Origin of the sequence: Nocardia sp. CWNU-33 (genome assembly GCF_046764895.1) — a bacterium.
In the GTDB taxonomy this organism is placed as follows: Bacteria; Actinomycetota; Actinomycetes; order Mycobacteriales; family Mycobacteriaceae; genus Nocardia.
The window spans coordinates 56,203-77,703 of sequence record NZ_JBKOQN010000024.1; the positions used below are offsets into that span (position 1 = coordinate 56,203).

Genomic DNA, 21,501 nt, shown 5'->3' on the forward strand with positions numbered 1-21,501 from the left:
CTCATTCGTCGTCGGGGGTGTCGGGATCGCGCAGCGGCCGGTGGGCTCCGCCGAGGTCGGGCAGGTAGAAGCTGTAGTGCCCGTCGATGCCGATATGACCGCGCAGGAACGGTGACAGCCTGGCCACGTCCGCCTCGGCGACCGGGTAATCCTGGGCGCGCAGTTCGGTCAGGGCGCGGTCGAGGTAGACGGTGTTCCACAGCACCACACAGTTGAGGACCAGACCGAGCGCGGAAAGCTGGTCTTCCATGCCTTCGTAGTAGGCGCGGGTCATTTCTCCCTTGCGGCCGTGGAAGATTCGCCGCGCGAGGTCGTGGCGGCCCTCGGTGAGGTGGGCCTGGGCCTTGATCTCGCGGCGGTAGGGTTCGTCGTCAGCCAGCCGCAACACGTGCAGGGATTTGAAGATCCGCCCGAAGTGAGCGACGGCGTGCCCGAGGGAGGTCGGTTGCCCGTCACGGGAGATCATGCGGGTGACCTCGTGGGCAGAGACCTCACCGGTGTGGATCGATACCGCGATCCGGCACATATCCTCCCAATGCCGGGTGATCCGCTCGAGATCGATCCGGCCGCGGGCGGCCTTGTCCAGGGGCCCGTAGTCGGCGGCCGGGTTGATCCGCCACAACCGCTGATCGGGCAGGTTCGCCAGCTGCGGCCGGTATTGACCCCCGAGCAGGTGCAGCAGCCCGAACACGATGTCGCTGTATGAGCCTGTATCGGTGATGATCGTCTCGGGCACGGTGCCGCCTTGCTGGCGCAGCACCACGTCCACGGCATGCAACGAATCGCGAGGGGTGCCCGAAAGCACCTGCGCGGCAAGGCCAGCGGCCTGATCGTTGATCATGTTCAACCAGGTGATGCCGCGTTTGCGGCCGAAATACTTCGGGTTGGGGCGGGCGTGGATGGTGCGGACCGGGACCACGAACCGCAACCCGTCCACCGAGGCGACCAGCCCGCCGCCCCACGCGCGGGCCAGCGGGATCCGCGCTTGGGCCTCGATCAGCGCGGTGTTGGCCGCGGCGAGGGTGTCGAACCGGATGTAGGACTGATCGACGTGGTGCAGCCGATCCCTGGTCAGCGCCTCCACGCCGGGGCTGGTCACCGGCCCGAACCCGACGTTCATCGCGTGCGCGCACAACACCGCCGCGACCGACAACCCGAGATCGGCGACCCGCGCGGGGTTGCCGGAGACGTGGGTGAACGCCTCGGTGAACCCGGGCTGCCACGACATCACCTCCAGCACCAGCTCGGGCAGATCGATGCGCGGCAGCATCGACTCCACCCTCCGGCGCAGATCGGTCAGGCTCGGCGGGTCGGGCACCGCGACCAGCGCCGCGGCGTGCAGCTTGCCTTCGTCATCGACCGTCGCCGGGGTATCGGCGTCCAACCGGGACGCTACCTCCCGATACGCGGCGTCCAGCACCGTCGCGTGATCGGCGAGCATCCCGGCCGCCTCGACCGGAAGGCCCAGCGCGTTCAAGCCCGCCTCGCGCGCTGCTTCCCAGCTCGTCCCGGTCAGCAGGTGCGCGCGAGGATCGCGCCACTTCGACGAGGACTCGACGAAGATGTTGCGGTGCTTGATATGCCGGTGGAACTGCTCGAGCAGGCAGAATGTGTAGGCGGCCCGGTCGACGGTCTCTTCCGGCCGACCAGCGGGGTAGACCAGCCGCTGCCAGACCCCGCCGATCAGGTCGTGGTCGACCCGGCGGGCATCGAGCCACCGTGCCCCCGACCCTCCGGGTTTGGCCGAGATTATCTCGGCCAGGGTCTTCATCGCGGCCAGCACCGGCGCACCCTCCGGGGTCGCGCCGAACACGATGGTGCGCATCAACCTGGGCAGGAACGGTCGGACCGTGGCGAACCGCCCGGCCAGCTCCTCCATTCGTTGCCCGTCCAGCTCGGCATCACCAGCCGGGACGAGTTCCTCTATGGCCGCGACCGCCGACCGTAGTTCGGTGCCGGTGACCTTCTGCTCGATCAGGTCCCACACGATCGACAGTTCGATGCCCTGGTCGATCTCCACCATTTCCAGCAGCACCCGCACGGCCTCGGCGAGGCGGCCCGCGTTGCGTGACACCCGCGGATAGCGGCGCAGCTTCTCGTCCTTGGACTCGCGTTCGGCCTTGGACAACAACTCCGTGGTCATCAACAGGTCGAACAGCTCCAGCACGTCATCGGCGGCCCGCGCGCCCAACACCGACACCGTGGCTACCAGCACCGCCAACCGATGCTCGCGCGTCATCCGCCGCAGCCCAGTCGCCTTGCCTGACAAGCCATGTTGGGCCAGCCCCAGCAACCGGCGCGGCGGCACCGCCGACACATCCACGCCCGCCGAACCCGCTACCGCCAAGTCCCCGACCCGCTCCAATGCGGCGAGCATCCCTCTCGATGACGCCCGGAACACGCCCTTGCGGAGCCGATCCAGCTCGCTGGACCGCTGTTTCGTCCCCGCCGGCACCTCCAGCAAGCCCAGCAGCACACCCGCGGACGAGGCGGGCACCTGCCCAGCCAGCTGCGCCCACAGTCGTTGTTCGGCCGATTCCCGCCCGGCCGCGACCAACTTCTCCAACGTCGTCACACCCGGCAGCAACACCTTCCGGGCCCGGCACCAGGCCACCGCGCCCTCGAAGATCGCCTTCGGCCCATCACCGTGATCCACGCCTGATCAGCGATCCACGCCGCCAACTCCGGCTCCGCGTCAGCGAACGGCACCAGCCTGTACTCGGCGACTATCTCGGCCTGATGCTCGAACCGGGTCGTGCGCCGCACCATGTACTCACCCAGGCAGGAGGGATCACCGATCTCCAGCTGCTCGGCGAGATAGGCCACCAGCTCCGGCGGTACTTCGATCGGATCAGCCAGGAACATCCCCAGATAGCGGACTGTCACCACCTGCACCGCGAACCCGAGCCGGTTGTATTCCCGGCGTCGCGCCGCGATCAACCGCCGGTCCTCATCATCCAGGTAGCAGAACCGCTCCAACTCCACACGGGACAACACATCGAACCGCCCGTAACCGGGCACACCGTCATCAATCACGCCGACATGAAATCACCAGCACAACAACAGGATTCAGCCTGTCCGCTTAGCGTGACTTTTCTCCCGGATGCTCCTCAACCCCCAGGCAGAAACTTCGGCTGGCTCGCCGCAGACGCGGGCCGGTGTTCCTGACCGACCGCAAGGCGAAACCTGGTGTCGCCGTGGACGATATCGACCCGCCGACCCTGTGGGGGCGGTTGTCGTATCGACGGGCGGCCCTCGAATTGTTCGAGTACCACACCGCCGACTTCGCCCGCGGGCCCTTCACGCTGCATCAACTCTGTCATAGCCGGTTGACGCACGCGGCGGAGGACGGGGCGTCCACGCCGATGCTGATGCGCATGAGCGGCCACGCCTCGGTACGGTCCCTCGGAAAAGTACGCGCGCCCGTCGGCCGAGTCGTTGATTCGGTGGCAGGCTCAGACCGATCCCGCCGCCAGCCACCGCCGTTGAGCTATCGCGCGGTGGCCGGATCCCAAACGAGGTGCCCGCGCGGATGCAGCTGCGCCTCCGCCCACATTCCGCAGTGGGAGTGGCTCTTTCGTAGTGACAGTAGGTCATGCGGCGGGTTGATGGTCGTCGAGGGGGGATTTGTTGGTGTTCCCAGGTGAGGGACCTGGACAGACTCGAGCCGCTGATCCTGGAGCACATTACGACTACATCGACCGGCATATCGCCGAGGGCTGACGAGATCCCGGCCGCTACCGAGCCAGCTCGATGCCGCCCTGCACCTGCGGCGCATGCATAATTGCTGGGCCGCTGCTCTCCGGCGGTATCAGGAAAGGACTTTTGGTTTGTCGCCCGATCCGATGACCGTGCACCCACTGCCTGCTCATGACCGCGTGGTGTTCCTCAGGCCGCTGATCAGTTCGCCGAAAATCGTTGTGGGGGACTACACCTACTACGACGATCCCGACGGTGCGACCGGTTTCGAGCAGCGCAACGTGCTCTATGCCTACGGGCCGGAACGGCTGATCATCGGCAAGTACTGCGCCATCGCGGCGGGAACCCGGTTCCTGATTGCCGGGGCCGAACATCCGACGATGGGCGTCTCGACGTTCCCGTTCACGATGTTCGGCGGCCGCTGGGCCGAGCAGACTCTGGATATTGTCACCGGGATGCCCAGCAGGGGTGACACTGTCGTCGGCAACGATGTGTGGTTCGGTCACGGCGCGACCGTGCTACCCGGGGTGCGTATCGGTGACGGTGCGATTATCGCGGCCGGTGCGCTGGTCACCGCGGACGTTCCGCCTTACACCATCGTTGGCGGTAATCCGGCCACGCCGATCCGCCGTCGTTTCGACCCTGCCGACGTCGACCGCTTGCTGCATGCCGCCTGGTGGGATTGGCCGGTCGAGCTGGTCACCGAGCACGCCCGCACGATCATGGCCGGCGCCCCGGCCGACATCGAACGCATCGCCTCCGTGCATCGTGGGGCGAGCAGCCGATGACGACCGTCGAAGAAAATCCGGTAGCCGGCGCCGGCGAGGGTCCGTACGCCATCGTCACAGGCCCCGATAGCGCACTGTGGTACACGCTGGTCCACAGCGGCCGGATCGGGCGACTAATTCCTGGCCGGCAGCCCACAATCCACCAACTCGACCCGGACTGCGGCCCGACGATCATCGCCGCCGGACCTGACGATGCGTTGTGGTTCACCGAAAACCGGGCCCACAGGATCGGCCGGATCACTACCGACGGCTCGGTGCGGGAGTTCGCGCTGCCCACTGTCGAGTGCGGGCCGTTCGGCATCGCCGCAGGACCCGACGGTGCCCTGTGGTTCACCCAGACCAATTCCGACAGGGTCGGCCGGATCACTCCGCAAGGCCAGGTGACCGAGTTCCCGCTCCCCACCCCGGGCATGTTTCCCGCCGCGATTACCGCCGGTGCCGATGGCGCACTGTGGTTCACCCTGAACGCCGGCAACGCGATCGGCCGCATATCCGTGGGCACGAACCCGGCCATCTCCCTGTACCCACTACCGACCGAGGCCGCGGCACCGGTCGGCGTCACCGCCGGACCGGACGGCGCAATATGGTTCGTCGAGATCGGCGCCGGTCAGATCGGCCGCATCGACACCGACGGTGTGATCACCGAATTCCCGCTGCCCGACCGAGCCGCCCGACCGCACGCCATCACAGCCGGTGACGACGGCACCCTCTGGTTCACCGAATGGGGCGCCAACCGCATCGGCGCCATCACCATCGACGGCGTAATCACCACACACGAGCTGCCGACCGCCCGGTCAGAACCCCACGGCATCACCCAGGGCCCGGACGGCGCGATATGGGCAGCATTGGAAATCGGAACCCTCGCACGCCTCGCCGCCTAACGAAATTGAAAGGAAGACAAGGGATCTGGACCGCAGACCCGGAACCATCGATGGACGATCAACAGCAAACCCACACTATCGACGCACATTTCGAGATCACCGAATTCGACGAGACCGTCTACGACGAACCCGCCGAGGGACCCAAGCTGACCCGGGTCCGCATCCACAAGCGCTACCACGGGGTGATCGACGGCGCCGGTGTCGTCGACGTGCTCACCGCACAAGGCCACGATGGCGCCGGATATGTCGCGAGCGAGCGCGCCGAGGGAACCTTGGACGGACGCCGCGGCACTTTCGTTATCCAGCACGGCGGCTTGGCCGAGGGCACCACCCAACGCACATTCGGCACTATCGTCCCAGGCTCGGGGACGGGTGAACTCACCGGCATCTCCGGCCGCGCCGAAGAGGCACAACGAGAGATCCTCACACTCGAATACACTCTGTGAAGGTGTTCGGGCCACCCCCCAGTGCGTTTCCATACCTCAGCGATGGGCAATAGGGATGAGGAGGGCCGGCCCGCGCGTCGGCAACGCGCCGCGACCGGAACTCGTCACCGAGCGATGATCAGTCGATCGTGACGTCCGGATCGCTGGTCGCGCTACGGGCAGCTGGTCGTGAGCGGCCCACCCCGCAGTGCGGAATCGATCAGTTCCCGCACCGCGCCATCGACGGGTTCGTCGGCGTGGCCGACCTGTCGTCCGGGGCAGAACGACTGGATGCTCCGGTTGGTAGCGCCCGGCAGCGAGTTCGTCTCTCCCCCAGCGCCTTCGGTGAACAGATGGTAGGCGGGCAGGCCGGGCGGCACTGCGGGGTCGGCGTTGAGTTCGGTGAGGAACTCCGATCCCGGAGCCAGGTCGCGACAGCCCTGAGACCATGCCGAGCACAGCCATCCGAGCGGTTCACCGAGTTCGGGCGTGCCGAAGTCGACATAGATGCCGACCTGATCCGATCCGCCGAGGAACTTGGCGTAGTGCCGTTGGGCCAGACCACCCATGGAGTGGCCGGCCAGGTCGACGCGCACCGCGCCGGTCTCACGCCGGATCTCCGCGACCTTGTCGGCCACCGCCCGCGCCGACTCGACGATCGCCGCGGTTCCGGTCGGATTGCCGAGCAGCACCATCGAATACGCGGGATACCCGCGCGCGCCGAGCCATGTCCGCAGGCTTTCCAGCTTCCCTTGATCGGCGTCGTACCCGCCGATCACCAACACCGGATTTCGACCGACTGCGGGGGCCGCGGCCGCATGACCTGCGACCGAACCGACTGCCACGCACGCCATGACGACGGCCAAGCGAACAATCCGAGCAAGCATGAGCATCGACCTGCCTTCATCGACGGCCCCCCGTTCCGGCTGAACCTTACCGACGTGCCACTGACCCGTACGATGCCACCTGGATCACACACGTCGAGCCTCGAAGGGGCGTTGCCGATGCCGCACGACCAGCTCCGCGCGAAATTCCTTGCCGTCGACACCACCACCGCACTCTGCGACGCCGACAAGGCAACGCGCGTGCTGCACAGCGCCATTCGATCCCGCTCCGCCACCACGAGAATCTTCGGGCCCGCATACACCGTCCGATGCCGAGACGACTTCTTCGCCGTTCTGCGCGCCATCGAATCCGCTGCGCCAGGCGATGTCATCGTCGTCGACGGCGGCGGCAAGGAGATCGCGCTGGCCGGTGAACTCTTCGCGCGCGGCGCCCTCGCCAGGAAGCTCGGCGGCATCATTATCGACGGCGGCTATCGCGACATCACCTACGTCCGCACCTGCGAGCTACCGATCTACAGCCGCTATGTGACCCCTATGGCAGGCACCACCGCAGCCCTGGGCGAACTGCAGATCCCGATCACCTGCGGCGGCGTCCCGGTGGCCCCCGGCGATCTGATCCTCGCCGACGACGAGGGCGTCGTCGTCGTGGATCCCACCCGCGCCGAGGCCCTGTTGGACGCGGCGGCAGCCGTCAAGGCCGCCGAAGCGGCCGTCGTCGCACAGTTGAACACAGGATCGACCTTGAGTGATGGACTCAATGTTGCCGAACACGCCGCGCTGTTGCTCGACGGTGAGCCGTCGTCACTGCGATTCCTGTCCTGATACCGGCGCGCTGTCGGGTCCGCAGCACTGTTGTCAGGCTCCCTGGTTCTTCGCGACGTAGTCGTCGATCTCGCCGAGGAACGCGTCCAAGCGGGCAGGAGTAATCCACGACGCCCGGAAGGAGTTCTTGGCGAGTGCGACCACTCGGTCGATGTCGAGACCGGCATGCGCGGCGAGGGCGAGGTAGTTGTCCGCCGCGTAGGCGTCGAAGTAGGACGGGTCGTCGCTGTTGACGGTGACCGCGAGCCCCCGGTCGAGCAGCGCGATGATTTCGGTCGACTTCATCTGCTCGGTGACGAACGAATTCGAGACCGGGCAGCAGGTCAGTCCGATGCCCTTGGATTTGGCCAGCTCGACGAGCCGGTCGTTTTCGACGATATTGGTGCCGTGGTCGAGTCGATCGACGCCGATGTCCTCCAACGCCTGCCGAATATGCTCGATGGAGTCGGTTTGGTCGATGTCGCAATGCATGGTCAGCAGGAAGCCCTCGCGCCGGGCACGGGCGAAAACGGCGGCGAATTTGCTCGGCGGGTTACCGCGCTCGTCGGAGTCCAGCCCGACCCCGATGATCCAATCCTTGTACGGCAGCGCTTCGAGCAAGGTCGCCATCGCGTACTCGGCGGAGTAGTCGCGCAGGAAACACAGGATCAGCTCGGCGGAGATCCCGAACTCCCGGCGCGCCTGCACGATCGCGGAGCGGTAGCCGGTGATCACCGCGGCGAAAGCGACACCGCGGCCGGTGTGCGCCTGCGGATCGAAGAACATCTCGACGTGGCGGATCCCGTCGGCGTGCGCCCGGGTCAGATAGTCGAACGCGAGGTCGTGAAAGTCCTGCGACTGCTGCAGCACCCGCATGGCCGGGTAGTAGACCTGCAGGAACGAGGTCAGATCGTGGAACTTATAGGTCTGTTTGACCTCGGCGACAGTCTTCTCGACCAACTCGATGCCATTGCGCTGAGCCAACCGGAACTTCAACTCCGGCTCCAACGTGCCTTCCAGATGCAGGTGCAACTCGGCCTTGGGCAGGCCCCGAACGAACGCGGCGAGATCCGATGACATGGAGCCATCATCCCCCTCCGACGCCACCTGGCCCGGCAAAGGCGTCAGGTCCGCGGCGAACTCGTAACGCCGAGGGCTCCGACGTTGATGAAAAGGATGTCACCTCAGAGCTTTACGCAGCTCGACCGACCGCGCGGTATATCGCCGGAGGGCTGGTCGATCGACTGCGTCTATCCCAGCATGCTCACGGGTTTGTGGCGCGGATACGAGGTGAACAGATGACGGTGGTGGCGCTGATGTTCGCGTTGCTGGCTGGGGTTGTCTGCCGTCGAGCAGGCTCCGCGGTGAGTCCTCGACCGACTGTCAGCGGGAGGATCCCCGGTTCGTGCGCCGCGTGAGGCGCCGCCACCAACTCGGCTGCTCGGCTACGGGTTCCGATTCACGCTGCGGCTGAACCGCTTTCGCTGGCACGGCGGTGTTCGGCCGTGCCGCGCCGCGTTCGCTGCGCCACTGCGCGACGACGTCGTCGGCATCGACCGGAGCGACCGGAACATGCGGCCCGGTCGGCAGCCGCAACCACTCGACGATCCGCCGGTTCAGCTCGGTCACTGTCTCGCGCACCTGCCGTTCGGTGTCCAACTCCCGCACGAGCTCCGGCAGCCGCTCCACATCACGACGCAACAGCAATGACGGTGGCAACATCGCGTCGGCGCTCGCCCCTTCGCGCCGCAGGTAGTTCTTCAGCCACCAATTCTCGTCATCCACGCCACCGGACCCGGGAATAGGCTTTCCCGCACCGGGCAGGTTCTGGAACTCACCACGCTCGGTCGCCTCGCGGATCTGCTTGTCGATCCACGATTCGAAGCAAACGCCCAACGGCTTGCGCTCGGTCATCGCCACAATTTCGACCGCACGTGCATACCTCGATATTACGGACGGTGCGGAATCGGACGCCGTGCGGAAAATATTCGTCGAAACCGACCTAGCGCGTGGTTGTGTTCGGCACGGAGGGAGCAGACTCGGCACGAGAGGAGACTGACGGGATGACCACACCAACGAACCCCGGCGCTGTTGCGCGTCGGTACATCGAGGCACTCGCGGCGCAGGACTGGGCTACGGTGGCGGCCTGCTGGCAGCCCGGCGCGATCGACGACTTCGTCGGGATCGCCCGACTGCGCGCGCCCGAGGACGTTGTCGACTACTTCCGGGCGATCCATCGTGCGGTGCCCGATTTTCGGGCCGAGATCATCTCGGTGACCGAGCAGGACGACCGAGCGGCGGTGCACTGGCGCATGTGGGGCACCTTCGACGGTACGGAGCCCTTGATCGGGGTCGCACCCAACGGGTGCGCGCTGAACATCCTCGGCACCGACGTGTTCGTCGTGCACGACGGCGCGATCGCGGCGAACACCGCAATCTCGAACGGCCTCGAGATCGCCAGGCAGTTGGCGATCATGCCGGCCCAGGGTTCGCGAGCCGAGCGGTTGATGTTCATGCTCGTCAATTCCGTTGCCCCGGTTGCCAAAGCACTGCGTGCGCGGCGACGGCGTGGCGCGGCAATCTGACCGACCGCCGCTGCCGCGTGCGCGGAGAAGGTCCGTCGGCCTGTTCGCGAGCGCGAGGACGCGCGCCAGCGGACACGACGCGTGTCACCGTCGAGGTGGCGCAGCGGCCGCGCGGTGTGCCGATGATGGAGTCCGATCAGTGCATTCGGTGTGCCGGCTGGAGTTGGCTGCCAGCCAGTCGGCGAAGGCTCCATCGAGGCAGTGGGGCAAGAGTTCGCGTTCGGTATCCGACGGCGCCACTGTTTCCTGCAACCCCAGTCGAGATGCGGACAATTCGGCCGCCGCGCTGGACATATCGATGACGACATCGATGCGGCGCGGCGTCCGGTCGGACCGAGCGATCTCGACGACCTCGTGCCCCTCACGGCGCAGCGCCTCGACAAGTTCTCGGCCTGCGCGTCCGGTGGCACCGACCACCGCAAACCGGCTCGGGTTGTTCATCCCAGCACTCCATCCCATCCACTCACCGGTGATCCGGCAGGTTCCAGGATGTGCGGCCACGTTGATAATCTCGCGATACGTCCGCGATGCAGTGCTCGGTCCGGACGAAAAGCGGGGCTCCCCCATGAGCACTGTCCTCGGGCTGTGCGCCGGCTTGCCCCGGCCGTCAGCGTTCGGAAGCAGAATCACCAGGTGCGGAAAACCCTCTCCAGATCAATACGATCACCGACATGAACGACGCGAACGAGCTGACTTCCCCAACTTTGTCCCACCTCGACCAGCCTGAATCGGTCGCGGAGAATCGCGGGAACCCATTGCGGGGCTGGGAGAATGAAAATCACATCAGCAGCACCCAGTACCAGAAGGCGCTCGCGCAATACGAGTCGACGCGTCAGGCGGTACTTGCCGCGCTGTCGGACGATCCGACCGTCGGCCGAATGACCGAAATCGGCCGCGAGTACGGCGAAGCATTCAACATCCTCGAGGAAGAGAATCCCTTCATCGACACCGCCGACCGTGAGGACCTTTTCGATGCACTCGACCACATCCTCGATGTAGCGGAAGCCGAGCTGAGTCTCGACCTCGATTGGGCGCGTGAAAGCCTCATCGAAGGTACAGAGTCCGTGCGTGACTGGTAGCCGCCGGGTGCCTGGTCATCGCGCGTAACGCTCGGATCTCAGGTCGGGCTTGATCCGTCCGGCGGCGACCAGGGTTTGGAAGCCGACCCGCTTCCACGGGCACGATTCGACTCGGCAGTCCCGGTGCGTGCGCATCAATGTGTGCGCCTCATCGATGCTGAAGGCCTTGGCCGCATCCTCCGGCGGGGCGTCGACCGCGGGCCATCCGAGCGCACAGAACGTCTCGCGGTCGATACGATCGCGAGACTGATAGGAAGTCGACTCTTCCCGACGTTCATTGCGGACCGACATCGCGAACAGCCCGACCGCGGTGACCGCGACGACAACCAGCACGCCGAGAATCCACTGCCAGCTGGTCATGGCCGGTCGCTTTCTGCGCTGTGCCGCACGCCGCGGCGCAAGGTTTGGTGCGGGGTGATGATGATCAGGTCGGCGACCACGAGCAGCGCGCGAGCGAAGTCGGCCACATGGACGTGGCTGGGTGTGATCACCACGTCGGCGTCGGTTCTGCTCACGGCCACCAGGATCCGGCTGAACGGGTGGGGGACTTCCGGACCGACACTCACGATGGTGTCGACACGGTAGCCCTCGGCCGCTGCGAGATCGTTGATCGCCGTTTCATCGACCTCCCGGTCGTCGCCGGAGATGTCGCGCCGGAGGAATCCGATCGCGCGTTTCATCGCATTCCGGCCAGCTACGCTGGACATGCTTCAGGGGGCCCAATCTTCTGAGGTGTACGGAAGGCTGAAGCGGCTGGAACCGCTTCGGTGCTTTTGGCCCCCGGTGGCTGGAACCACCGGGGGTCACTCTTATGGAGGCCCGGAACGATCATGGGCCAACTCCCGATCGGTCTGCTACGTGAAACCGTCCACCTCCGGGTCGTGATCGAGTCTCATCCGGAACACGAAGGCGCTGTATCGATCGCGCGGATAGCTGACGTCGGAGATCATCACCACCTCGTCGGCGGCATTGATGAATCTCTGGTGCACAGTCTTGACGAGTTCGCCTGCGGTGGTGCCCAACCATGTGGCGTGTTCGGGCGCGGGTGGCCGGTCGGTGATCGTCTCCTCCAGGTATGCCGGGGCCTTCTGTACGTGGTCGACCGGCTGATAGGTATCGGAGATCGAGATCGGTCGCCCGTCCTCGGTGACGCGAGTGATCACGTGCATTACCTCGTCGTCGGGAGCGATGCCGAGCAGCTCCGCCAGGTTGCCTGCTGGAAGCCGGCGAACATCGCGATCTACACACACCGGACGATCCGACTCGTTGCCGAAAGAACCCTCCGCGCTTTCGAACTGCCGCTCGGGAGATACCCGAACCAGATCCGGTCGCTCCGATACGAAAGTCCCCTTGCGTGCGACGGTGCGGACCAGCCCCTGACTGAGCAGCAGTGCGATCGCCTGACGGATGACAACACCCGAGACCTCATACAGCCCGGCCAGTTCCGAATAGCTGTGTAATTGGGTGCCGGGCGCAAGCTTGCCGGTTCGGATCTGCTTCGCGATTTCGCCGGCGATGGCGACGTATGCGGGTTCCGGCATCGCGAGGTCCTTTCAACAACGTGAGCCGAGTGTATACGTCGCTGTGTATACACAATGCGGAATCGCCGAAAGTCAGGAGGAGTGTCGGCGCCAGCACTGCGCGGAGTCGTCGAGGTTCCACCATGCGACGAAGTTCGAATCCTGATCGAGCAGCTGCCACTCGGTATCGAGGGCCTCGAAGAAGGCGTCGTCCGCCGTCTTTCCGCCGCGCGGTTCGCCGATATAGATGACGCGATCACCGCCTGCCCGCCGGTAGGACGCGAGCGCTTCCGACGCCATCGGGTTACCCCAGCCCGGCGGCCAGCACAACAGCAGCACACCTGCGCCATCGCCACCGTCGGCGCGCAGCGCCGACAGCTCCTCCAGATCGCCGACCCGACCCCAGGTGGCGGGTTGACCTGCGGCAACCGGGAAAGACATGTTGTCGTGAACGCCGGGCGGCTCGGAATCGAATGCCAGCACCTCGCCCCCGCCCCTGGCGATCTGATCGGCCCAGTATCCGCGGCCGGCCCCGACTTCGAGCACCCGTCTGCCCTCGCACACCTCCGCGATCCAGCTCAGGGTTTCCGGCGAAGGGATGGCGTAGGCATAGGCAGCCTGCAGAACGGTCTGTGCGTACCCCAATCGCGCACTTCCGTTGTCTCGTCCTCCGTTCACCACCCTGCCGGTTGCCTCCCCCGCGTGATCTGTGACGGCGGGAGCGACGATGTCCCAATACGGGTTGTTGCTCGGCCCACCGGTCATGTAATGCAGCAGCCGAATGTCGAACGCACGATCGGCCTCATCATCACCGCTGCCGGGCAACCGCGGGGCCGTGTCGAGGTAGTCCGCCACTGTCGGATACTCGGCCCGAAACCGCGCGTCATCGCCGAGCAGGGCAGCGAGCTCGTCTCGCCGATCGGGTGATAGTAGGAATTCGGTCACCCTTTGATTCTGACCGTCTCGTCGCGCCACCGCCGTATCAATGACAAATCTGTTGTCCAGCAATATCTTTCGTCATGGACAAGATCATGACGCCGGCCTGGTGCTGTCGCGAGCCCGTTTCGAACGTGACCAGCCGAAGGTCAGCGAGACCGCGCGCTTCCAGTTGTCGTATTCCTCGGCGCGCAGGTCGGAATCCATCTGTGGCATCCACTGTCCGGCCAGGCGCCAGTTGTTGCGCAGGCCTTCGAGGTCCGGCCAGTAGCCCACGGACAGCCCTGCGGCGTAAGCCGCTCCGAGAGAGACGGTTTCGGGGACGAAGGGACGCATGACGGGGATGCCGAGCACGTCGGCGACGATTTGCATGAGCAGGTTGTCGGAGGTCATGCCGCCGTCGACGCGCAGGGTGCTGGCTTGCAGGCCGGAGTCGGCGTTCATGGCGTCGACAACTTCGCGAGTCTGCCACGCGGTGGCTTCCAGCACGGCGCGGGCAATATGGCCTTTGGTGATGTAGGAGGTGAGGCCGGCGATGAGGCCGCGGGCGTCGCTGCGCCAGTGCGGGGCATAGAGACCCGAAAAGGCGGGGACGATGTAGCAGCCGCCGTTGTCTTCCACTGTGCGGGCGAGGGTTTCGATTTCGGGGGCGCTGGCCACCAAGCCGATATTGTCGCGGACCCATTGCACCAGGGAGCCGGTGACCGCGATCGGGCCTTCCAAGGCATAGACCGGCTCGGGGCCGATCTGATAGCCGATGGTGGTGAGCAGACCATGGGTGGATTGCACCAGTTCGGCGCCGGTGTTCATCATCAGGAAGCCGCCGGTGCCGTAGGTGCACTTGGTTTCCCCACGGGCGAAACAGGTTTGGCCGAACAGAGCCGCGTGCTGGTCGCCGAGAGCCGCGGCAATGCGAATGCCGGGGACGACGCGGCGAGTGGTGCCGTAGTCCCCGGTCGAGGGTTGGATCCGCGGCAACATCGCCGCGGGGATGCCGAAGAAACCGAGCAGCTCCTCATCCCAGGTGAGCGTGGCCAGGTTCATCAGCAGGGTACGGCTGGCGTTGGTGACGTCGGTGACATGGCTGCCGCCGTCGACGCCGCCGGTGAGGTTCCAGATCAGCCAGGATTCCATGGTGCCGAACAGAACTTCGCCGCGTTCGGCGCGCGCACGCAGACCGGGAGTGGTGTCGAGCAGCCAGCGCAGCCGGGGTGCGGCGAAGTAGGTGGCCAGGGGTAGGCCGCACAGTTCGCGGATCCGCTCCGCGCCGGGTTTCGCCGCCAGTTCGTGCACCAACTCTTCGGTGCGCACGTCCTGCCAGACGATGGCGCGGCGCAGCGGGGCGCCGGTGCGGCGATCCCATACCACCGTGGTCTCGCGCTGATTGGCGATACCGAGGGCGGCGATCTGATCGACGGCGATGCGGGAGTCGCGCAGCACCTGCGGCACGATGCGGTCGACATTGCGCCAGATCTCCATTGCATCCTGCTCGACCCAGCCCGGCCGCGGATAGTGCTGCTGATGTTCACGCTGAGCGACACCGACCAGGCGGGCTCGCTGATCGAACAGGATGCACCGGGTGGAGGTGGTGCCCTGATCGATCGCCAGCACAAAGCGTTGTGTCATCCGCAGCTACTTCCTGTCGGGATCGGTGGCCGCATCCCCGGGTCACGGTGGGGAGCGAATTCGGGTCGTGCCCGCGACGTGGCAAGGTCAGTGTCCGGCACCGAGATCACGCGACACGGCGTGCGCGGCGTCGAGCACATGACCCACCAGCGTGCGCCGATGCCGCAGCTGCGAGTCACAGAGCCGATCGACGGGGCCGCTGATGCCGATGGCGCCGACCACGAGTCCACCGTGGGCGCGGATCGGCGCCGCGATGCCCGCTTCGCCCGGCCTGAATTCCTCGGTGTCACCGGCCCATCCGGCCTGGCGGATCCCGGCAAGCGCCCGGGTGAGCGCGACGCGGTCGACAATCGTTCTTCGGGTGAGCGAGGGCAGGTCGCTGCCGCGCACCGCGGCCGCCAGGTCGGAGTCGTAGGCCAGCAGCACCTTGCCCAGCGCGGTCGCGTGCGGCGGCAGCAGCTCCCCGACCTCGAGTGCCTGTTCGGTGTTGTCGGGCCGGAAGACGTGATGGACCACCACCACAGTCCCTTCGGCCGGAGCCCCGATACGCACCGACTCACCGGTGCGCGCGGCAAGCCCGTCGGCCCAGTTGATCGCCCGTGAACGCAGCTCGTTGGCGTCGAGGTAGCTGGTGCCCAGGTGCAGCAATGCCGCGCCGAGTTGGTATTTGCCGCTGGTCGGGTCCTGTTCGACGAATCCGACCCCATGCAAGGTACGCAGGATGCCGTGCGCGGTGGGCTTGGCAAGACCGAGTGCCCCGGCGATGTCGGCGACGCCGAGGCGGCCGGAACCGCGAGCGAGCAACCGCAGCACGGCCGCCGCTCGCTCGATCGATTGGATCGGACCTGGCATAACCGGAAACTTAACCGGAACCCTGCGGTTCGACAATGTCGAATGCGCAGTAATCGTGGAGCAACACTCGCGCTACCGGACGCGACCTGCGTCATAGCGACCTCCTCGACGGCCGAACAGTAGCCGTGGTAGCTCCCCACCGACACTCGATCGTTCAGCATTGTCGAACGCGAGGTATGTCCGATGACGAAATCCCTCCGTAACGTCGAATCGACGGTCGCGGTCGCGACCAAGCACGGCGAACGGAGACTCAACGGTGAACTTCGGCTCGATCTCGGTGAGTGCAGCACTGGGCATGGGAATGCTGGTGCTCCTCGGAGTCGGTGTGGTCGCGACTGTGTTGCTGACCAATACGGGGTGGGCGCTCAGGACAGCCATCAGCGAGCGCATCATCAACTCGCCGCTCCTCGGCATGACGAAGCCCAGCCTCAGCGAGGCGCAGTCATGAGCCGGTACGTCGGCGCCGTCGATCAGGGCACCACGAGCACCCGCTTCATGGTGTTCGACCACGGGGGCAACGAAATTGCGCGTCACCAGCTCGAGCACGAACAGATCCTGCCGCAACCGGGCTGGGTGGAACACAATCCCACCGAGATCTGGGAACGCACCAGGGCCGTCATTCAAAGCACCCTCACCAAGGCCGATCTGACCGCCGCGGATTTCGCCGCCGTCGGCGTCACCAATCAGCGCGAAACCACCGTGGTGTGGAATCGCCGGACCGGGCGCCCCTACGGCAATGCCATCGTCTGGCAGGACACCCGCACCGACCGCATCGCCGCCGAGCTCGAACGCGCAGGCCAGGGCGAAATCATCCGCCGCAAGGCCGGTTTGCCACCCGCCACCTACTTCTCCGGCGGCAAGCTGCGCTGGATCCTGGACAACATCCCCGGCGTCGCGGCCGATGCAGAACGGGGCGAGGCGATCTTCGGCACCACCGACACCTGGCTGCTGTGGAACCTCACCGGCGGCACCGACGGCGGCGTTCACGTCACCGATCCCACCAACGCCGCCCGCACCATGCTGATGAGCCTGGAAACCCTCGACTGGGACGAAGAACTGTTGTCGCTGTTCGGAATTCCGCGCGTCATGCTGCCTGCGATCGCCCCTTCCGCCAACCCCGCGCTGTTCGGCACCACACGCACCGACGGACCGTTCGGCGGCGCGGTGCCGCTGGCGGGCATCCTCGGTGATCAGCAGGCGGCCACCGTCGGCCAGGTATGCTTCCGTCCCGGCGAAGCGAAGAACACCTACGGCACCGGAAACTTCCTGCTGCTCAACACCGGTCACGAAATCGTGCACTCCCGGCACGGGCTGCTCACCACCGTGGCCTACCAGTTCGGTGCCGAGAAGCCCGTGTACGCGCTGGAAGGCTCGATCGCGGTGACCGGCTCGGCCGTGCAGTGGCTGCGTGATCAGCTCGGCATCATTTCCGGTGCGGCACAAAGCGAATCGCTGGCGCGCCAAGCAGAGGACAACGGCGGGGTGTACTTCGTGCCCGCATTCTCCGGACTGTTCGCGCCCTACTGGCGATCCGACGCCCGCGGCGCGATCGTCGGCCTCTCTCGCTACAGCACCAACGCCCATCTCGCGCGCGCAACCCTCGAATCCATCTGCTATCAGACCCGCGACGTCGTCGAAGCCATGGAGGCCGACTCGGGGGTGCGGCTGGATGTGCTGCGCGTCGACGGCGGCGTCACCGCCAACGAACTGTGCATGCAGCTGCAGGCCGACTTCCTCGGCGTCGCCGTGTCGCGTCCGATGGTCGCCGAGACGACCGCGCTCGGCGCCGCCTACGCTGCTGGTCTTGCCGTCGGATTCTGGGGTAGCACAGACGAACTCGTGCAGAACTGGCACGAGGACAAACGCTGGAACCCCACCGGGAGCGAACATCAGCGCGAGCGCGGCTACGCCCGCTGGAAAAAGGCGGTCGCGCGCACCCTCGACTGGATCGACGTCGAGGACTGAAACGCCTCGACGACCCGTTATCGACTACTGACTAGCACTGAAACAAGGAGAACGCTGTGTCCGCTCGTTTGGACCCCGCCTACCGCGCTGCCGCGCTGAACACATTGGGCGACCATGAAATCGACGTCCTCGTCATCGGCGGCGGCGTCGTCGGCACGGGCGCCGCCCTCGACGCCGCCGCGCGCGGCCTGTCGGCGACTCTGGTGGAGGCCAGGGACTTCGCGGCCGGTACGTCGAGCCGGTCGAGCAAACTCATCCACGGTGGGCTGCGCTATCTCGAGCAGCTCGACTTCGCGCTGGTGCGTGAGGCATTGAAGGAACGCAGCCTACTGCTGCGCAAACTGGCGCCGCACCTGGTCCGCCCGGTGTCGTTCCTGCTGCCGCTGCAGCATCGGGTGTGGGAGCGCGCCTACATCGGTGCGGGCGTCGCACTCTACGACACGATGGGCGGGGCACGCGCGCTGCCGATGCACCGGCATCTGTCGCGCACGCGGGCACTGGAATTGGCGCCTGCGCTGCGTGCCGACGCGATGACCGGCGCGATCCGCTACTTCGACGCACAGGTCGACGACGCCCGCCACACCATGATGATTGCCCGCACCGCCGCGCAGCACGGGGCCACGGTACTGACCCGCACCAAGGTGACCGGCCTGCTGCGCGACGGCGCGCGCGTCGTCGGCGCGCACGTCACCGATCTCGAATCCGGTCGCGAATACACCGTGCGCGCCCGCCGCGTGATCAGCGCGACCGGCGTATGGACCGACGAGATGAACCAGATGACCGGCATGGAGTTCCCGTTTCATGTCCGCACCTCCAAGGGAGTGCACATTCTGGTTCCGCGCGAACGCCTCGACCTGGATACCGGGCTGATCATGCGCACCGAGAAGAGCGTGCTGTTCGTGATTCCGTGGGGCAACCACTGGATCATCGGCACCACCGACACCGATTGGTCGTTGGACAAGGATCATCCCTCGGCAAGCAATGCCGACGTGCAGTATCTGCTCGACCACGTCAACGCGGTCCTACGCGAGCCGCTGACCCGCGCCGACATCGTCGGCACCTATGCCGGACTGCGCCCGCTGCTGTCGGGCGCCTCCAGCGACACCGCCACGCTCTCGCGCGAACACGCTGTCGCCGAACCGGTTCCGGGCCTGCTGGTGATCGCGGGCGGCAAATACACCACCTACCGGGTGATGGCCGCCGATGTCGTCGACGCCGCGGTCGAGGGTCTCGGTCGCGCGGCCGCACCGTCGGTGACCGAGCATCTGCCGCTACTCGGCGCGGTCGGCTACCAGGAACTGGCCGCCGACGTGCACAGCGTGGCACAGCGAGCCGGACTGTCCACCACCACCGTCGAACGACTGCTCGGCCGCTACGGCTCTGCCGTCTGCGACCTGTTCGAGCTGATCGCCGCCGACGCCGACCTCGGCAAGCCGATCACCGGCGCCGAGGAATACCTCGCCGCCGAGATCGTCTACGCGGTCACCCACGAGGGTGCGCTGCATCTCGACGACGTCCTCACCCGCCGCACCCGCATCTCCATCGAATCCCGGGACCGTGGCCTGGCCGCTGCGCCGGAGATCGCCTGGTTGATCGGCCCCCACCTCGGCTGGGACGCTGCCGACACCGACCGCGAGGTCGCCCGCTATCTCGACCGCGTCCAGGCCGAACTGGCGGCCAACGAGGCAGCCGACGACGAAACCGCCAACGCGGCCCGCTTGGTCGCCTGCGCTTGACCGGGTCGGTCCGAATGGCCACGGCTAGGATCGCCGCCATGGACGAGATCGCCCGCAAGCCAACTGTGCTCGCCGTCGAGGCCGCCCTGCGCGCGGCCGGAGTGACCCCCGTGGTTCGGGTCCTCCCGGAAACCGCCCCCACCGCGGTCGCCGCGGCCGAACAACTCGGTTGCCCGGTCGCGGCAATCGCCAACAGCCTGATCTTCGATACCGGCGGCACCCCGGTGCTCGTGCTCACCAGTGGCGCGCATCGGGTCGACACCGGCAAGGTCGCCGCGCACCTGGGCGTCCCCGAACTCGCTCGCGCGAGTGCCGCATTCGTGCGCGAACACACCGGCCAGACCATCGGCGGTGTGGCCCCGGTCGGGCATCCGGCTCCGATCAGGACCGTGATCGATGAGACCTTGGCCGAGCAGCAGCAGATCTGGGCCGCCGCCGGACACCCGCACACCGTTTTCCCGACCACTTTCGACGAGTTGGTCGCGGTCACCGGCGCCGAGGCGATCGCGGTCAACTAGCCCGGTTCGGACGGCACCGACGCAATAGCGCTTCCCCGGCGAGAACGCTCGTCGTGCCGCCCGTGGACTCTCCTCAGCTCTGGGGTGACCGCAACACCAGGACGGTGATCTCGCTGGGCGCGAAAACCCGTAGCTGCGGCCCCCAGAATCCGGTGCCGCGGCTCGTGTACAGCTGGGTGCCCGCGCCGTGGCGGCTCAGTCCGGCAACGACCGGCTGCTCGAGGCGAACAAGGTAGTGGAACGGCCAGATCTGACCGCCGTGGGTGTGGCCGGAGATCTGCAGTGCGACACCCGCAGCGGCGGCTTCGGCGACCTGGCGGGGCTGATGGGCGAGCAACACGATCGGTGTGTTCGGTTCCACGCCCGCGAGTGCGGCAGACAGGTTCGGCCCGTGGCCTTCGAGCCCGACACCGGTCGGGTCGTCGATGCCCGCCATCACCAGTTGGTCCCCGCCCCGACCGACGGTCTCGTGCTGATTGTGCAGCGGCTGCCAACCGATCGAGGCCATGTGCTCGATCCAGCCGGGCGCATCGCCGAAGTATTCATGGTTGCCGGTGATGTAGAACTTGCCGAGCTCGGCGTCCACCTTGCCGAGCGGATCCACTTGCGCGCGCCGCTTCGCGACCGACCCGTCCGCGAGATCACCTGCGTGGCAGACGATATCGGGCCGCTGCGCGTTGACGACCTCGACGACCCGCTCCGACCATTGCAACCGGTCCAGCGCCGCGAAATGGGTATCGGTGATGACGACCATCCGCAGCCCGTCGAGTCCGCGCCCGAGTCCGGGGATCGACACCTCCAGCGTGCGCACCCGAGGCACCCGCCGCGCCTCGACGATTCCCCACACCGTCAACACTGCCGCCACCGCGAGCACTCCGACCGCGACGATGCGCGACCGTCCCGGATCCGCCACCCCGGCGACGATCAACCCCACGCGGGCAATGTTGCCGATCACCGACCAGCTGAACACCACCCACATCACACCGAGCAACGTGTCGCCGACGATGGATGCGGCATCCGACTGTGCGGGCCCGTGCCCGAGGAACATGGCCGCGGGCAGGCTGAGGAACCCGAGCAGGAACACCGCCGACCCGAGCCAGAACAACGGGCCGTCGCCGCCGGTCGGCGCTTGGACCACGGTCCACCAGGGCAGTAGGAACAGCACGGTGGGAATCGCCAGGAACAGAACAACACGCGGAACGTACTTCAACAGGATTCGTCCTTGTTGGCGCAGGTGCAGCGCGC

At 66.5% G+C, this 21,501-nt stretch carries 23 protein-coding genes; 10 read left to right on the plus strand and 13 right to left on the minus strand.

Annotated features, from left to right (window positions below; all coding sequences use genetic code 11):
- Nucleotide 1 precedes the first annotated feature (1 nt).
- Together ACLMAL_RS27460 and ACLMAL_RS27465 are read right to left on the minus strand one after the other, a co-directional pair.
- On the minus strand, nucleotides 2–2,656 hold the full coding sequence (locus tag ACLMAL_RS27460; RefSeq protein WP_412001718.1) for a Tn3 family transposase: 2,655 nt from the start codon (nucleotides 2,654–2,656) through the stop codon (nucleotides 2–4).
- Nucleotides 2,572–3,036 carry a DUF4158 domain-containing protein gene (locus ACLMAL_RS27465; protein WP_412001719.1) on the minus strand — a complete coding sequence of 155 codons (465 nt, stop codon included), beginning with the start codon at nucleotides 3,034–3,036 and terminating at the stop codon, nucleotides 2,572–2,574. Before ACLMAL_RS27465 ends, ACLMAL_RS27460 begins: the two co-directional genes overlap by 85 nt.
- Before the next feature lie 809 nt (nucleotides 3,037–3,845).
- Here ACLMAL_RS27465 and ACLMAL_RS27470 point away from each other — a divergent pair.
- Genes ACLMAL_RS27470 through ACLMAL_RS27480 form a run of 3 tightly spaced genes read left to right on the plus strand, consistent with a single transcriptional unit; the run spans nucleotide 3,846 to nucleotide 5,814 of the window.
- Nucleotides 3,846–4,487 (plus strand): CatB-related O-acetyltransferase, encoded by a 642-nt coding sequence (locus ACLMAL_RS27470; RefSeq protein WP_412001783.1) that lies wholly within the window; start codon nucleotides 3,846–3,848, stop codon nucleotides 4,485–4,487.
- Nucleotides 4,484–5,368 (plus strand): virginiamycin B lyase, encoded by an 885-nt coding sequence (locus tag ACLMAL_RS27475; RefSeq protein ID WP_412001720.1) that lies wholly within the window; start codon nucleotides 4,484–4,486, stop codon nucleotides 5,366–5,368. Before ACLMAL_RS27470 ends, ACLMAL_RS27475 begins: the two co-directional genes overlap by 4 nt.
- Nucleotides 5,369–5,418: 50 nt before the next feature.
- Nucleotides 5,419–5,814, plus strand: coding sequence for a DUF3224 domain-containing protein (locus ACLMAL_RS27480; protein ID WP_412001721.1), 396 nt, complete (start codon nucleotides 5,419–5,421; stop codon nucleotides 5,812–5,814).
- 152 nt (nucleotides 5,815–5,966) lie between these two features.
- Here ACLMAL_RS27480 and ACLMAL_RS27485 read toward each other — a convergent pair whose 3' ends face one another.
- Entirely contained in the window at nucleotides 5,967–6,686 is a 720-nt protein-coding gene (locus ACLMAL_RS27485; protein WP_412001722.1) for an esterase/lipase family protein, read from the minus strand.
- A 111-nt stretch (nucleotides 6,687–6,797) separates the two neighbouring features.
- Between ACLMAL_RS27485 and ACLMAL_RS27490 the strand changes: the two genes are divergently transcribed.
- Nucleotides 6,798–7,460 (plus strand): RraA family protein, encoded by a 663-nt coding sequence (locus tag ACLMAL_RS27490; protein WP_412001723.1) that lies wholly within the window; start codon nucleotides 6,798–6,800, stop codon nucleotides 7,458–7,460.
- Between the two features lie 33 nt (nucleotides 7,461–7,493).
- Here the strand turns inward: ACLMAL_RS27490 and add are convergent, their stop codons facing one another.
- Together add and ACLMAL_RS27500 are read right to left on the minus strand one after the other, a co-directional pair.
- Nucleotides 7,494–8,519, minus strand: coding sequence for an adenosine deaminase (add, locus tag ACLMAL_RS27495; RefSeq protein WP_412001724.1), 1,026 nt, complete (start codon nucleotides 8,517–8,519; stop codon nucleotides 7,494–7,496).
- 303 nt (nucleotides 8,520–8,822) lie between these two features.
- A complete protein-coding gene (locus ACLMAL_RS27500) occupies nucleotides 8,823–9,353 on the minus strand; it encodes a DUF1992 domain-containing protein (protein WP_412001725.1) in 531 nt (176 codons plus the stop codon).
- Between the two features lie 149 nt (nucleotides 9,354–9,502).
- Between ACLMAL_RS27500 and ACLMAL_RS27505 the strand changes: the two genes are divergently transcribed.
- Nucleotides 9,503–10,024, plus strand: coding sequence for an ester cyclase (locus ACLMAL_RS27505; protein ID WP_412001726.1), 522 nt, complete (start codon nucleotides 9,503–9,505; stop codon nucleotides 10,022–10,024).
- Between the two features lie 84 nt (nucleotides 10,025–10,108).
- Here ACLMAL_RS27505 and ACLMAL_RS27510 read toward each other — a convergent pair whose 3' ends face one another.
- Entirely contained in the window at nucleotides 10,109–10,465 is a 357-nt protein-coding gene (locus ACLMAL_RS27510) for a hypothetical protein (RefSeq protein WP_412001727.1), read from the minus strand.
- 230 nt (nucleotides 10,466–10,695) lie between these two features.
- Here ACLMAL_RS27510 and ACLMAL_RS27515 point away from each other — a divergent pair, with 230 nt between their 5' ends.
- A complete protein-coding gene (locus tag ACLMAL_RS27515) occupies nucleotides 10,696–11,103 on the plus strand; it encodes a hypothetical protein (protein WP_412001728.1) in 408 nt (135 codons plus the stop codon).
- A 15-nt stretch (nucleotides 11,104–11,118) separates the two neighbouring features.
- Here ACLMAL_RS27515 and ACLMAL_RS27520 read toward each other — a convergent pair whose 3' ends face one another.
- The 6 genes from ACLMAL_RS27520 to ACLMAL_RS27545 form a co-directional block, all read right to left on the minus strand.
- Complete coding sequence (locus tag ACLMAL_RS27520) at nucleotides 11,119–11,463, minus strand: hypothetical protein (RefSeq protein ID WP_412001729.1); 345 nt, start codon at nucleotides 11,461–11,463, stop codon at nucleotides 11,119–11,121.
- Nucleotides 11,460–11,783: a hypothetical protein gene (locus ACLMAL_RS27525; protein WP_412001730.1), complete on the minus strand. Its 324-nt coding sequence runs from the start codon at nucleotides 11,781–11,783 to the stop codon at nucleotides 11,460–11,462. Before ACLMAL_RS27525 ends, ACLMAL_RS27520 begins: the two co-directional genes overlap by 4 nt.
- A 174-nt stretch (nucleotides 11,784–11,957) precedes the next feature.
- Nucleotides 11,958–12,644: a GntR family transcriptional regulator gene (locus ACLMAL_RS27530; RefSeq protein ID WP_328401261.1), complete on the minus strand. Its 687-nt coding sequence runs from the start codon at nucleotides 12,642–12,644 to the stop codon at nucleotides 11,958–11,960.
- A 72-nt stretch (nucleotides 12,645–12,716) separates the two neighbouring features.
- Nucleotides 12,717–13,568, minus strand: a complete 852-nt coding sequence (locus ACLMAL_RS27535) for a hypothetical protein (RefSeq protein ID WP_412001731.1) — start codon at nucleotides 13,566–13,568, stop codon at nucleotides 12,717–12,719.
- An 84-nt stretch (nucleotides 13,569–13,652) separates the two neighbouring features.
- Nucleotides 13,653–15,185, minus strand: a complete 1,533-nt coding sequence (glpK, locus tag ACLMAL_RS27540) for a glycerol kinase GlpK (protein WP_412001732.1) — start codon at nucleotides 15,183–15,185, stop codon at nucleotides 13,653–13,655.
- A gap of 87 nt (nucleotides 15,186–15,272) precedes the next feature.
- A complete protein-coding gene (locus tag ACLMAL_RS27545) occupies nucleotides 15,273–16,037 on the minus strand; it encodes an IclR family transcriptional regulator (RefSeq protein ID WP_412001733.1) in 765 nt (254 codons plus the stop codon).
- A gap of 256 nt (nucleotides 16,038–16,293) precedes the next feature.
- Here ACLMAL_RS27545 and ACLMAL_RS27550 point away from each other — a divergent pair, with 256 nt between their 5' ends.
- The 4 genes from ACLMAL_RS27550 to ACLMAL_RS27565 are packed head-to-tail and all read left to right on the plus strand — an operon-like array spanning nucleotide 16,294 to nucleotide 20,256.
- Entirely contained in the window at nucleotides 16,294–16,485 is a 192-nt protein-coding gene (locus ACLMAL_RS27550; protein ID WP_412001734.1) for a hypothetical protein, read from the plus strand.
- Complete coding sequence (gene glpK / locus ACLMAL_RS27555) at nucleotides 16,482–18,002, plus strand: glycerol kinase GlpK (protein WP_412001735.1); 1,521 nt, start codon at nucleotides 16,482–16,484, stop codon at nucleotides 18,000–18,002. The genes ACLMAL_RS27550 and glpK (ACLMAL_RS27555) overlap by 4 nt, the downstream gene beginning before the upstream one ends.
- A gap of 56 nt (nucleotides 18,003–18,058) precedes the next feature.
- Nucleotides 18,059–19,738 (plus strand): glycerol-3-phosphate dehydrogenase, encoded by a 1,680-nt coding sequence (gene glpD / locus ACLMAL_RS27560; RefSeq protein ID WP_412001736.1) that lies wholly within the window; start codon nucleotides 18,059–18,061, stop codon nucleotides 19,736–19,738.
- Between the two features lie 38 nt (nucleotides 19,739–19,776).
- Entirely contained in the window at nucleotides 19,777–20,256 is a 480-nt protein-coding gene (locus tag ACLMAL_RS27565) for a YbaK/EbsC family protein (protein WP_412001737.1), read from the plus strand.
- A gap of 73 nt (nucleotides 20,257–20,329) precedes the next feature.
- On the opposite strand, the gene ACLMAL_RS27570 is transcribed toward ACLMAL_RS27565, so the two are convergent.
- Nucleotides 20,330–21,466 carry a metallophosphoesterase gene (locus ACLMAL_RS27570; protein WP_412001738.1) on the minus strand — a complete coding sequence of 379 codons (1,137 nt, stop codon included), beginning with the start codon at nucleotides 21,464–21,466 and terminating at the stop codon, nucleotides 20,330–20,332.
- Between the last annotated feature and the right edge of the window lie 35 nt (nucleotides 21,467–21,501).

Coding starts and splice junctions, on each gene's coding strand:
- ACLMAL_RS27470 (WP_412001783.1), top strand. CDS start 3,846: ATGACCGTGCACCCACTGCCTGCTCATGACCGCGTGGTGTTCCTCAGG.
- ACLMAL_RS27475 (WP_412001720.1), top strand. CDS start 4,484: ATGACGACCGTCGAAGAAAATCCGGTAGCCGGCGCCGGCGAGGGTCCG.
- ACLMAL_RS27480 (WP_412001721.1), top strand. CDS start 5,419: ATGGACGATCAACAGCAAACCCACACTATCGACGCACATTTCGAGATC.
- ACLMAL_RS27485 (WP_412001722.1), bottom strand. CDS start 6,686: ATGCTCATGCTTGCTCGGATTGTTCGCTTGGCCGTCGTCATGGCGTGC.
- ACLMAL_RS27490 (WP_412001723.1), top strand. CDS start 6,798: ATGCCGCACGACCAGCTCCGCGCGAAATTCCTTGCCGTCGACACCACC.
- add (WP_412001724.1), bottom strand. CDS start 8,519: ATGTCATCGGATCTCGCCGCGTTCGTTCGGGGCCTGCCCAAGGCCGAG.
- ACLMAL_RS27500 (WP_412001725.1), bottom strand. CDS start 9,353: ATGACCGAGCGCAAGCCGTTGGGCGTTTGCTTCGAATCGTGGATCGAC.
- ACLMAL_RS27505 (WP_412001726.1), top strand. CDS start 9,503: ATGACCACACCAACGAACCCCGGCGCTGTTGCGCGTCGGTACATCGAG.
- ACLMAL_RS27510 (WP_412001727.1), bottom strand. CDS start 10,465: ATGAACAACCCGAGCCGGTTTGCGGTGGTCGGTGCCACCGGACGCGCA.
- ACLMAL_RS27515 (WP_412001728.1), top strand. CDS start 10,696: ATGAACGACGCGAACGAGCTGACTTCCCCAACTTTGTCCCACCTCGAC.
- ACLMAL_RS27520 (WP_412001729.1), bottom strand. CDS start 11,463: ATGACCAGCTGGCAGTGGATTCTCGGCGTGCTGGTTGTCGTCGCGGTC.
- ACLMAL_RS27525 (WP_412001730.1), bottom strand. CDS start 11,783: ATGAAACGCGCGATCGGATTCCTCCGGCGCGACATCTCCGGCGACGAC.
- ACLMAL_RS27530 (WP_328401261.1), bottom strand. CDS start 12,644: ATGCCGGAACCCGCATACGTCGCCATCGCCGGCGAAATCGCGAAGCAG.
- glpK (WP_412001732.1), bottom strand. CDS start 15,185: ATGACACAACGCTTTGTGCTGGCGATCGATCAGGGCACCACCTCCACC.
- ACLMAL_RS27545 (WP_412001733.1), bottom strand. CDS start 16,037: ATGCCAGGTCCGATCCAATCGATCGAGCGAGCGGCGGCCGTGCTGCGG.
- glpK (WP_412001735.1), top strand. CDS start 16,482: ATGAGCCGGTACGTCGGCGCCGTCGATCAGGGCACCACGAGCACCCGC.
- ACLMAL_RS27565 (WP_412001737.1), top strand. CDS start 19,777: ATGGACGAGATCGCCCGCAAGCCAACTGTGCTCGCCGTCGAGGCCGCC.